9 protein-coding genes are annotated in these 11,805 nt (G+C 72.4%); 2 read left to right on the top strand and 7 right to left on the bottom strand.

The window, feature by feature from the left end; all coding sequences use genetic code 11:
- Positions 1–36 precede the first annotated feature (36 nt).
- The 7 genes from IEZ21_RS01645 to IEZ21_RS01615 form a co-directional block, all read right to left on the bottom strand.
- Entirely contained in the window at positions 37–321 is a 285-nt protein-coding gene (locus tag IEZ21_RS01645; RefSeq protein WP_189320081.1) for an acyl carrier protein, read from the bottom strand.
- 138 nt (positions 322–459) lie between these two features.
- Positions 460–2,142: an acyl-CoA dehydrogenase family protein gene (locus tag IEZ21_RS01640; RefSeq protein ID WP_189320080.1), complete on the bottom strand. Its 1,683-nt coding sequence runs from the start codon at positions 2,140–2,142 to the stop codon at positions 460–462.
- Positions 2,139–3,872 (bottom strand): acyl-CoA dehydrogenase family protein, encoded by a 1,734-nt coding sequence (locus tag IEZ21_RS01635; protein ID WP_189320079.1) that lies wholly within the window; start codon positions 3,870–3,872, stop codon positions 2,139–2,141. The genes IEZ21_RS01640 and IEZ21_RS01635 overlap by 4 nt, the downstream gene beginning before the upstream one ends.
- Positions 3,869–5,647, bottom strand: a complete 1,779-nt coding sequence (locus tag IEZ21_RS01630; RefSeq protein WP_189320078.1) for a fatty acyl-AMP ligase — start codon at positions 5,645–5,647, stop codon at positions 3,869–3,871. The genes IEZ21_RS01635 and IEZ21_RS01630 overlap by 4 nt, the downstream gene beginning before the upstream one ends.
- A gap of 53 nt (positions 5,648–5,700) precedes the next feature.
- Positions 5,701–6,486: a thioesterase II family protein gene (locus IEZ21_RS01625; RefSeq protein WP_189320077.1), complete on the bottom strand. Its 786-nt coding sequence runs from the start codon at positions 6,484–6,486 to the stop codon at positions 5,701–5,703.
- 123 nt (positions 6,487–6,609) lie between these two features.
- Entirely contained in the window at positions 6,610–9,027 is a 2,418-nt protein-coding gene (locus IEZ21_RS01620) for an ABC transporter permease (RefSeq protein WP_189320076.1), read from the bottom strand.
- Positions 9,027–9,794, bottom strand: coding sequence for an ABC transporter ATP-binding protein (locus tag IEZ21_RS01615; protein WP_189320075.1), 768 nt, complete (start codon positions 9,792–9,794; stop codon positions 9,027–9,029). The genes IEZ21_RS01620 and IEZ21_RS01615 overlap by 1 nt, the downstream gene beginning before the upstream one ends.
- 146 nt (positions 9,795–9,940) lie before the next feature.
- Between IEZ21_RS01615 and IEZ21_RS01610 the strand changes: the two genes are divergently transcribed.
- Together IEZ21_RS01610 and IEZ21_RS01605 are read left to right on the top strand one after the other, a co-directional pair.
- A complete protein-coding gene (locus IEZ21_RS01610; protein WP_213089262.1) occupies positions 9,941–11,161 on the top strand; it encodes a sensor histidine kinase in 1,221 nt (406 codons plus the stop codon).
- Positions 11,161–11,793, top strand: coding sequence for a response regulator (locus IEZ21_RS01605; RefSeq protein WP_373302165.1), 633 nt, complete (start codon positions 11,161–11,163; stop codon positions 11,791–11,793). The genes IEZ21_RS01610 and IEZ21_RS01605 overlap by 1 nt, the downstream gene beginning before the upstream one ends.
- Positions 11,794–11,805 lie beyond the last annotated feature (12 nt).

The following is an 11,805-nucleotide window of genomic DNA, read 5'->3' as shown; positions in this document are numbered from 1 at the left end:
CCGGGCCCCGGGGGGCCCGGGGACACGACCGGTCCGTCAGGCGGCCTGCGGCCGCCGCTCCGCCAGCTCGCCCGCCAAGTACTCGGCCAGCTCGCTGACGGTCGGGTAGTCCCATATCGCGGTGGGGTCGACGGCTATGCCGAGTTGCTCCTCCACGTCGGCGGCGAACGCCACCACCGCTATGGAGTCGAGGCCGTACTCACCGAGCTGCCGGTAGGGGTCGACGGCCTCGCCGAGGTCCGGCAGGTACTCGGCGAGGCGCTCGACGAGCCAGCTCTGCAACTCGGACGGGGCAGCGGGGTCGAAACCGTACGTGGTCATCGGGATCTCCTCGGAATGTGCGGTTGAGGGTGGGGACTTGACGAAGGACACGGGACGGCGGTGGGGCACGGGAACGCGGAGTCGGCCGGTGGCCGACGTGAGCGGTCGGCGGGAGGCGGACGGCGTCATGCGGTCGCCTCACGCGTACGGGCGGCTGGCGAGGCCGAAGGACAGGCTGCGGTCGTCGCGGTCCATGAGCTCCTCGATCAGCGCGTCCTCGACCGCCGGAGGCAGGTCGGCGGGGATGGCCCGCTCCACGCCCGCGAGCCGGGTGAGCGCGGCGAGAAGCCACTCCGGCCGGGCCAGGAACTCCCCTGCCGAAGCGGTGCGTTGGACGCCCAGGCACACGGCGGCGGCGAGCGACACCGTGTAGCGGGCGGCCAGCTCGCGCACCGGCACCTCGGCCGTGATCGACAGCTCACGGGGCCGCAGGGCCGCGCCGGCCTCGCACAGTGCCGCGAAGCCGCGTACGTGGTCCTCAACGAGCGGCCGGACGGCCGTCGGCAGGTCCTCGTCGAGGACGGTACCGAGCGAGGCGGCGAGCGGGTCCCTGCCGCCCGCGACCAACCGCAGCCCGGGCAGGTCCAGCTCGGGCAGCTCGGCCTCGTCGGTGAACAACGCGGCCGGGGCCGGGGCCGCAGCGCGGCGGGCCCGGCCGAGCAGCCCGGGCAGTTGGGGCAGCAGTGCGGAGAGGCAGGCCGCGCGGGCGATGTGACCGAAGCCGACCGGTCTGACGTCCCGGGCGATCTTCTGGAACACGGCGTGCTCCCCGTCGCGGCGGTAGAACTCCGAACCCATCACCGTCGACAGCCGTTGCACCGCGTCCGTGAGCACTCCGGCGACCAGGTACTTCACTGCGGGCGCGTGGACGCTGCCGGACTCGGGGCACAGGTGCAGGGCGCGGGCCGCAGCTCGCGAGAGGGCTTCGCAGATCAGCAGGTCCGTGAAGGCCTCGGCCAAAGTGGTGCGCACCATCGGTATGGCGGCGGCCTCCCGGCCGTAGAGCCGCCGCCGCCGGGTGTGATGCAGGGTGACGCGCAGAGCGGTGTCGAGCAGGGCGGTGCTCATGGCCGGCAGTGCCATGCGGGTCACCTGGAAGGCGCGGGAGGCGGTTTCGACTCCGGTGCCCGGCGAGCCGAGCAGCACCGCGTCGGGGACCGGCAGACCGGTCACCTCCATGCCTCCCAGGCGCACTCCGCGCATGCCGACGGAGCGGAACCTCGGCAGCCTGCGCACATGGCCGGGGGCGAGCATGTCGGCGGGCAGGAACAGCTGCGAGTGGGACCGGGGTCCGTCGGCCGGGTCGGTGCGGGCCAGGATCACCAGGGCGTCGGCCTGGTCCAGGTTGGCGATGGACTCCTTGCGGCCGTGCAGGATCAGTTCGGAGCCGAGGCGCCGGGCCGCGAACTCGTTGCCGGCGATGTCGTTGCCGTGGGCGAGCTCGTGGAAGGCGCAGGCGATGCGGCGGTTGTCGAGCAGCAACTCGGCTGAGGCCCGGCGCTGTTCGGGCGCACCGGCGGTCCAGACGTTGACGACGGCGAGGAGTTGACCGGCGCGGGCGAGGCCCAGGGCCGGGTCTCGCCGGTACACCGACCGCATCAGCTCGATCATGTCGTCGACACGGTCGAGGCGGCCGCCGAGCGTCCGGGGGACGAACTCGGCGAGCAGGCCGAACTCGTCCAGCGCCGCCTCGGCGGCCGGTGCGGTCTCCTCGCGTTCGTCTGCGGCCACGACCGCGGCGAAACCGGCGGGGTTGTCGGCGTCCCAGGGGTCGCCGAGCAGTTTCTCCAAGTGGTCCGCGCGGGTTGCGATGTCGGTCATGCGGCGGGCACCTCCACCGATCCGTCGTGCACCGGCTCGTCCGGCACCATGTCGTCGAGCACGCTCACGGGGACATCCGGCGCGGTCGTCACCAGCGTGCCGAGGCGGTCGTAGACCTGCGTGGCCCCGGTGGGCCTGCTGCCCAGGCCCTCCAGGGCCAGGGCGAGACAGCCGCGCAACCACAACCCGTCCTGTCCCCACGGGCCGTCGTGCAGGCGGGGCCGTGCGCGGTGCAGGGCGAGCGCGGCGGCGCCTGCGAAGCACCACTCGTAGCGTTCCGCGAGGCGCATCGTGGCGGTGCTCGGCGCACCACCGGTGGGGCGCACGTTCTTGAGGTCGGCGCCCAGACGTTCGTACGCCGCCAGGAGGGCGCGGGACAGGGAGGCGGTCTCGGCCGCCGTACTCGATGTCCGTTCCTGCTCGGCGAGTTCGGCCACCAGCGTGGGCAGCGCACCGAGAACGGAGTCGCGGGGAGCCAACAGGCGCAGCCGACGTGCGTCGAGGGGGGCGGGGCGGTGCTCCTCGCGCAGCCAGTGCACCGGCGACGCGGACACGGAGGCGGTGGCCCGCCGACCGGGCCGCAGCAAGGGCAGGACGCCGGCCAGACCGGCCCGGTTGACCCAGGTGCTGCCGTCGAAGAGTGGGACGACCTGGTGGTCGCGCTCCAGTTTGGCGAAACCGCCGTAGCCTTCGACGCCGGTGAGGAAGCCGCGGGCGCCGAGCAGGTCGCCGATCAGCCGCAGTTGGCCCTGCACCAGGGTCGGGACGAACGCCTTGGCGACGGCGGAGACCACGCTCAGTTCCTCCGGTACCTGGTGGGCGGCCCGGGCGGCGGTGTGGGCGACGGCCTCGGCGAGGAACTGGTGGGCCGCGGCACGGCCGGCCGTGCCGCGGACATGCGGCAGGTCCGCCAAGTCGCGCCCGTAGAGCCGCCGTTCACTCAGGAAGCGGCGGAGCAGCCCGAGCGCGTGGTCACCGGCGCCCAAGGAGAGGGAGACACAGACGATCCGGGTCAGCTGGAGGGACTTGAGGACGAGTTCGAGGCCGCCGCCGACCGTGCCGACGAGAGCGTGGGCGGGGACCCGCGCCTCGTGGAACTCGACGCCGCTGATGTCGGCGCCCCGGATGCCGTGGGTGGGCATCTTGGGCAGGGGGCGCACGGTGCCGGTGGCGGTGGCCCGTTTGTCGATCAGGAAGACGGTGAACCCGCGGGGCCCGCCCTCCGGTTCGGTGCGGGCCAGGACGCACAGCAGATTGCCCCGCGTTGCGTTGTTCACCGGCCACTTGCGGCCGCTCAGGTGCCAGCCGGAGCCGTGGCGGGTCGCCGTGAGCGAGCCGGCGAGCAGGTCGCTGCCGCCGTCGGGCTCGGTGAGCCCCCAGGCGACCGGCTCGCCCGCGAGGACGTGCCGGGCCAGCAGGTCGGCCGGGCCGTCCTCCCCGGCGACCCACGCGCAGACACCTCCGAGGAAGGTCTTGCCGTGGGCCACGGCCACCGTCAGGTCACGGGCGGCGATCCGGCGCAGCAGGGCGAGGAACTCGTCGAGGCGGTCCTGGCGGCCGCCGCGCCGGACCGGGACGTAGTACTCGGGCAACCCCCAGGTGTCGAGGGCGGCACACGCCTCGGCGGGGAAGGACTCTGTCTCGTCGTGGGCGGTCAGCACGGCGGGGTCGAACGGGCCGCCCGGCCGGGACCACTCGGCGAGCCGGGCCTCGAGGTCGGCCGTCCTCATCGGTGCTCCCCGGCTCCGACGGCGGAGGCCTGCTGAGCCGGGTAGCCGTCGGCCCACAGGGGCTCCAGTTCGCCGTTCGCGTACAGGGCCCGCATGGTGGACCGCTGGACCTTGCCGCTGGTCGTACGGCGGACCGCGCCGCGGCGCAGGAGCAGGACCGAGTCGGCGCGCAGGCCGAACTCGCGGGCCACGGTGGTGCGCAGGCTCGCAGCCAGGCGGGCCAGTTCCTCGTCGACGGCGCGGCGGCGGACCTCGTGGATGACCACGAGCCGGCCCTCGACGTCGTCGACGTCGGTGGGGACGGTGACGACCGAGCCGACGGTGTCGCGCAGTTCCTCGTGCTGGCGGCGCAGCTCGTGCTCGATGTCGTGGGGGTAGATGTTGCGGCCCCGGACGATCATCATCTCCTTGATGCGTCCGGTGACATAGATCTCGCCGTCCACGAGGGCTCCGAGGTCCCCGGTGCGCAGCCAGCCGCCTTCGTCCTCGGGGTGGTCGGCGAGCCGGTTGCCGAAGGTGGCCTCGGTGGCCTCGGCGTTGCGCCAGTAGCCGTCCACCACCAGCTCGCCGCGCAGCCAGATCTCGCCGACCGAGCCGGGCGGAAGGGCGCGGCCGGTGGCAGGGTCGACGACTCGGGCCTGGAGCCCGCGCGGCTCGCCGCAGCTGACCAGGGTCCGGCCGGCGCCGTCGGCGGCGGCGGATATTACGCGGCCCGCTTCCAGCTCGGCCACATCGCAGCTGAGCACGAGCGGCGCCCGGTCCGACGTGGTCGAGATCATCAGGGTGGTCTCGGCCATGCCGTAGCAGGGGGTGATCTGTTCGCTGCGCAGTCCCGCGGCGGCGAAGCGGTCCGCGAAGTCCTCCAGGACGCTCGCCTTGACCGGCTCGGAGCCGCTGATGGTCTGGGTCCAGCGGGACAGGTCGAGGTCGGCGATCGAGTCCTCGGGGACGCGGGTGAGGCACAGCTCGTAGGCGAAGTTGGGGGCGGCGGACAGGCCGATGTCGAAGTGGTCGATCAGCTCCAGCCAGGCACGGGGGCGGCGCAGGAAGGCGGCCGGGGTCATCAGGGCGATGCCGTGGCCGACGAGCAACGGGGACAGGATGTGCCCCATCAGGCCCATGTCGTGGTAGTTGGGCAGCCAGCCGCCGTAGCGCTGGCCTTCCCGGACCGGGAGGTGGGTGTCGATCGCGACGGCGTTGAGCAGGAGGTTGCGGTGGGTGACCTGGCTGCCCTTGGGGTCGTTGGTGGATCCCGAGGTGTACTGGAGCAGCGCCAGGTCGGCGGGTCCTGCGGCGTGCGGGGTGAACGGCTCGGAGAGCGGGGCCGGGTCGACGTCCGGGATCAGCACCGGGACGTCCAGGGCCTCCGTCTGGGCCCAGGTGCGCACGTCGCCCTGTTCGTCGGCGGCGGTGAGCACGCAGCTCACCTCGGCGTCCCGGGCGATGCCGCGCACCCGGCGCTGGTCCTGCTTGTAGCGGCCGGGCATCGAGGAGGGCACCGGCACCACACCGGCGTAGAAGCAGCCGAGGATGCCGACGACGAACTCGGCGGAGTTCGGCAGGAGTAGCAGGGCCCGGTCGCCGGGGCGGCAGGAGCGCAGCAGCTCCCGGGCGCAGACCCGGGCCGCCCGGTCCAGCTGCTCGTAGGTCAGCCACTGGGCGGTGGCCGGGTCGGAGGGGTCGCGCACGATCGCGACCGCGCGATGATCGCCGCGCGTGCGAGCGTGCTCCGTGAAGATCTCGACGACGTTCGAGGCGCCGGACAGGTCAGCCATGCTGCGCGTACTCCTGTGGTCGTGGGGTCGGGCCGGGCCCGGACGGCGCCGGGTCACGAGGCCCGGTGGGCTGTCGGGCGGCGGTGGGGAAGCCAAGGGGCGAGCACGTCGAGGACGGGCCCCTCGTCGGCGAGGTAGAAGTGGCCGCCGGTCAGCACGCGCGTGCCGAAGGCGCCGCCCGCGCAGGCCCGCCAGTGGGTCAGGTCCTCGGCGGCGACGTCCGGATCGGAGCTGCCGCCGAGGGCGAGCAACGGCGCCCGGACGGGTACCGGCGGGGTCCGCAGATAGCGGGCGACCACGCCGAAGTCGGCGCGGATGGAGGGCAGGACCAGCTCGAGGAGTTCCGGGGAGTCCAGGAGGTCGCCGAAGTCGTCGTTCAGCCGGCGCAGCTCCTCGATCAGGGCGGCGTCGTCCAGTTCGTGCCGCTGGTGCTCCTCGCGGTGGTGGGGGGCACGTGAACCGGAGACGGCGAGCAGATCCACGACCTGCCCGTGGCGCCGTTCGAGTTCGAGGGCGACCTCGTAGGCGACGACGGCGCCCATGCTGTGGCCGAACAGGGCCAGCGGTTCGCCGAGGAAGGGCTCCACCGCGTCGGCGACCGGGCCGACCAGGTCGTCCATGGAGGTCGGGACGGGTTCGCCGAGCCGGTCCTGGCGGCCGGGGTACTGCACGCCGTGCACCTCGACGTCGGCCGGCAGGCCGGTGGGCCAGGTGCGGTACGCCTGTGCGGTGCCGCCCGCGTGCGGGGCGCACACCAGCCGGCACCGCGGCCGCGCCACCGGCTTGAACGCCCTGAGCCACCGTGATCGCGTGTGCAGGTCCGGAACGGTCACTGTCATCGCCTCCCATCGCGCTTGCGCCGCTCAGCACAACCAGGGGGGCTATCCGTGCTCTATACGCGCACACAAGGAAGCGGCTCCGGGGAGATCCCCGGAGCCGCTGTGCAGCGAGGTGTGTGTCTGTTACGCCGCCTGCCTGCGCAGCGTCTTCGCGGTGACCGCGAGTCCGGCGAGGACGGCCGCCACGAGCGTCCCGATGACGGCGATGGTGAGGGTGCCGGTGCTCAGGTGCAGGCTCACGTCGGACGAGGTGGCCTGGGAGAGGCCGGAGGCCATGCCCGCCAGCGGGGGCAGGGTCACCAGGATGCCGAGGGCGGCGCCGATGACGATGACCAGGCACGTCTCGCCGACCGAGACCAGCAGCAGCTGGCGGACGGTGCCACCGGCGGACTTCATGACTCCGAAGTCGCGGCGCCGGCCGTGGGCGGCCATGGCCATGCTGTTGGCGACGGCGATCACGCTGTAGCCGACGGCGATGACGATCAACATCATGGCGAGGCTGTCGGTGAGCTTGGCGTCGGTCTCGTAGTCGGCCAGCGCGTACTCGGCGGCGTCGTCCAGAGCGGTGCCGGGGATCGCGGCGGAGGCCTTGGCGTCGCCGGGGACGAAGATGTCGTCGGTGAGCGCGGCCGGGTCGTGGGCGCGGACCAGATCGCGGGCGACCACGAAGTCACCGCGGGCCGGGTCGTCGGGCAGGACCGCGCCCACGCGCAGGGTGACGGCGGTGCCGTCGGCGAACCGGACCGGAACCTCCTGGCCCTTCGTCAGGCCCAGGCCCTTGGCAGTGCGCTCGCCGAGGACGGCCTCGCCCGGCTTGCTCCAGCGCGGGTCCCGGCTGCCCAGGACGTCCAGGACGGTGGCGTCGGCCGTGTTCTCGGCCTGCTCCGTGTCTTTCTGGGCCTTCGCGTCCTTCAGCACGAACGCGCGGGTCGGCAGGGCGGCCTTGCCCACCGGGTTGGCGGCGACGACCTCGTCGGTGTTTCCGGGCGTGCCGTCCGGGGTGACGATCGTCTGGCCCGAGACCTTCAGGGCCTCGCCTGCCGGGTAGGCGACCCGCATGGTCTCCACCATGCCGCTGAGCAGCACCGCGAATCCGACGGCGGCGATCACGGGGGCCACCAGGGAAGCGGCACGGCGGGGGTTGGCGACCAGTTCGGCCCGGATGAGGACCGGGCCGGCCGAGCCGCCGCGCTGGAACGGAGCGGTCAGGAACCGGCCCACAGGCCCGATGAACGCGGGCGTCAGCAGGGCCGCCGCGACGATCAGCGTCATGGTGGCGAAGATCGCCATGTTGATGCGGTTGTCGGCGCTGGAGGTGGCGGTGCCGATGGCGAGGAGCACACCGGCACCGAGGACGGCGAGCCCGGCGATCCAACGGCCACGCCCCATGCCCTTGTTGGCGGAGCGGCTGTCCAGGAGAGCCTCGATGGGGGCGACCCGGGCGGCCTTGCGGCCGGCGGTCCAGGCGCCGATCACACTGACACCGACACCGATCACGGAGGCTGTGAGCAGCGGCCAGGCGGTGACGGTGATCTCCATGCCCGGTGGGGCCACGTCCAGGCCCTCGAGGATGTTCCGCAGCAGCGGGGTGGCGGCCACTCCGGCCACACAGCCGGCGATCGAGCCGAGCAGACCGACCACGGCGGCCTCACCGATGATCATGCGCTTGACTTGCTGGGGAGCGGCGCCGATCGTGCGCAGCAGGCCGATCTCGCGGCGACGCATCTCGGTCGCCAGGACCAGCATGGAGGCGACCACGAACACCGTGGTGAACAGACCGAGGAGGGCCATGGCGCTGATGAGCTGGACGCCCAGGAAGCGCTTGTGTTCGAGGTACTGCGGCTGCAGCTCGGACCGGCCGTCACCGGAGACCATGTCGCCCTTGTCGCCGAGCACCTTCTTCGCGGCGGTGACGATCGCCCCGGTGTCGGCTCCCTTGTCGGCAACCAGGGCGATCGCGCGGACACCGGGCTGCTGCCGTGCGGCGAACGCCTCGCTGAAGTAGTAGCCGGGGCCGTCCACCGTGCCGGCGACGGTGAACTGCTTGCGACCCTCGGTGATGTTGACGGTCAGTTCGCTGCCCACGGCCGCGCCCAGGGCGCGGTCCACCACGACCTCGTCCGTGCCGCTCGGGGCGCGGCCGGAGACCAGTTTGTAGGGCGCCATCTGCGCGCTGCCGAAGCCGTGCCCCGACTCGAGGGCGCCCTCGTCGGTGACGGGCTTGCCGCCCTTGATCGCCTGGGCGTAGAAGGAGCGGTCCACCACGGCGTCGGCCACGCCCGGAACCTTGTCGAGTCCGGCCACCAGCGGCTCGGCCTCGGACGCGCTCCACGGCATACGGTCCTCGGGGCTGCCGTCGGCGTCGACAGCCTGCTCGGGCAGTGCCAGGGCGGCGGTGCCCGCGTACCGGGCCTGTACGTCGGGGCGGGCGGAGTCGTAGATGACCAGGGTGGTGGTGATCAGGGCGACGCCGACCAGGACGGCGACGAAGGCCCCGAGGAATCCGGACCAGCGTTCGCGTACGTTCGCGAGGATCAGCATCACGCCTCCAGCCGGGCCATGTGAGTGGCGATCGCGGCGGCGTTGTTGCCGCCTGAGGAACGGTCGAGCGGAATACGGTCGGCGATCCGGCCGTCCTTGAGGAAGACCACGACGTCGGCCACGGCCGCCGCCACCGGATCGTGCGTGACCATCAGGGTGGTCTGGCCCTCCTGGTCCACCAGCATCCGCATCATCCGCAGCACCTCACCGGAGGTGACGGTGTCCAGGGCGCCGGTGGGCTCGTCCGCGAAGAGCACGTCGGGGCGGGTGACGAGGGCCCGGGCGAGCGCGACGCGCTGCTGCTGACCGCCGGAGAGCTGACTCGGGCGGTGCCCGGCGCGCTCGGCCAGACCGACCGAGGTGAGCGCGTTCGTGACCTGCTCGCGGCTGACCTTGCGGCCGGCGAACCGGGACGGCAGTTCGACGTTCTGAGCCGCCGTCAGGGACTCCACCAGGTTGAAGGCCTGAAAGACGAATCCGACGTGGTCACGGCGGAGCTTGGTGCGCTCCTTCTCGTTCTGCTGGCCGATGTCCACGCCGGCGAGGACGATCCGGCCGTCGGTCGGCTGCTCCAGTCCGGCCGCGCACTGCAGCAGGGTCGACTTCCCGGAACCGGAAGGGCCCATGATGGCTGTGAAGGTGCCACGCTGGAAGCCGATGGAGACTCCGTCCAGCGCGGTCACCCGATGTCCTCCGGCGCCGTGGACCTTGCGCACGCCGTGGAGTTCGACCGCGTCCTGTACCGGGGTTTGCCTCGTTGTCGTCATGCGTCGATTCCACTGCACCGGGGGTGGGCGGGGCACTGATCCGCCCTCTACTCCTGAGGTAGAGGCAGCTCTACCTTTGCCGGCCGAAGGCGGTTGCCCGGGGGCATGCGTCCCCAAATCCCTTGCCCCCCGGTTACGTTGATCGCATGCAACCCACAACAGCCTGGCAGGCCATGGCCCAGCGTCCGCTGAGCTTCTTGACCTCGAGCTGGCCCTGGCGGTCGCTGGCCTATCTGAGCGGGGGCGTCGTGGTCGGCGCCGCGGCCGTGCTGGTCTTCGCCCTGGGTCTGGCCGCAGGGCTCGCCCTGCTGGTCGTGCTGATCGGCGTCGCGCCCCTGGTCGGGATGGTGTTGGTCTCCACGCTGGTGGCCCGGGTGGAGCGCCGTCGGCTGCGTCTGGTGGACCTGGACCACCTGCCCGATCCGCACCGGGCCCCGGACGGCCGCGGCCTGCGCGCCTGGACGGCCACCCGGCTCAAGGAACAGGTGACATGGCGTGAGTTGATGTTCACGCTGCTGTCGGCGGCGGCGCTGTGGTGGATGGACCTGATGGTCCTCGGGTTCTCCTTCGGCCTCCCCGCCACCACCATCGCCTCGACCGACGGGGACACCTGGCCGTGGACGGTGTTCGGGGCGATCGTGCTGCTCGCCTCGCCGTACACGGTGACCTCATGGGCGGGGGCGCGGGCCGCCATGGCCCGCACCTTCCTCGCGCCGCGCGACAAGGAGCTCGGGGAGGAGCTGCGCGAGGTGCGTGCCTCGCAGTCGCGGCTGCTCGACTCCTTCGACGCCGAGCGGGTTCGCATCGAACGCGACCTGCACGACGGGGCGCAGCAGCGGCTCGTCTCGCTCGGGATGACCCTCGGGCTCATGCGCCTCGAGGTCCAGGAGGGCTCCGCGCAGGCCGAGCTGCTGACCCAGGCCGAGTCCCAACTGTCCACCGCCCACCAGGAGTTGAGGGCGCTGATCCGGGGCCTTAACCCGCCGGTCCTCGCCGACCACGGGCTGGTCGCGGCGATCGAGGACTACGCCGGCCGGTTCCCGATGCCCGTGACCGTGGATCTGAATCTGCCCGAGCGGCTGCCCAGGAAGCTCGAGACGACGATGTACTACCTGATCAACGAGGCCATGACGAACATCGCCAAGCACAGTGGGGCCACAAGTGCCCAGGTGCGCGGGCGTTACCATTCCGACCTGTTGATCCTCGACATCACGGACGACGGTCACGGCGGAGTCGATCCCGAGGCGGGCAGCGGTGTGACCGGGCTCGCGGACCGGGTCACGGCGCTCGACGGCCGGATGCGGGTGTCGAGCCCGGTCGGTGGTCCCACCCTGCTGCATGTGGAGGTTCCGTGTCGCTTCGCCTGATCGTGGCCGAGGACGCCGTTCTGTTACGCGAAGGCCTGGTCGGGCTGTTGCAACGGGTCGGCCACGAGGTGGTGGCGGCCGTCGGGGACGCCGACGCGCTGGTGGCGGCGGTGCGCGCCGACCGGCCGGACCTGATCGTCACCGACGTACGGATGCCGCCGTCGCTCAGCGACGACGGGCTGCGCTCGGCGGTGACTCTTCGCGAGGAGTTCCCCGGCCTGCCCGTGCTCGTCCTCAGCCAGTACGTCGAGCGCTCCTACGCGCTGCGCCTGCTCGACTCGGGCGGCGGGGCCGGTGTGGGTTACCTGCTTAAGGAACGGGTGAGCGCGGTCGTGGACTTCGTGTCCGCGATCGAGCGGGTGGCCGCCGGCGGCACCGTGGTGGACCCGGAGGTCATCACCCAGCTGGTGCGGCTGCGCCAGGACCCGCTGGAGCGACTGAGCCCCCGGGAGCGCGAAGTGCTCGCGCTGATCGCGGAGGGCCGCACCAACGCCAGCCTCGCCAAGCACCTGTTCATCAGCGAGGCGGCCGTGAACAAGCACATCGGCAACATTTTCAACAAGCTGGACCTGCCGGTGGACACCGAGGGCCACCGCCGGGTCCTCGCGGTCCTCGCCTTCCTGCGGGCATGACGGCGCGGATCC

The organism is Streptomyces flaveus, assembly GCF_014647675.1.
GTDB classification, from domain to species: domain Bacteria; phylum Actinomycetota; class Actinomycetes; order Streptomycetales; family Streptomycetaceae; genus Streptomyces; species Streptomyces flaveus.
This window is presented reverse-complemented; position numbering and strand designations above follow the sequence as displayed.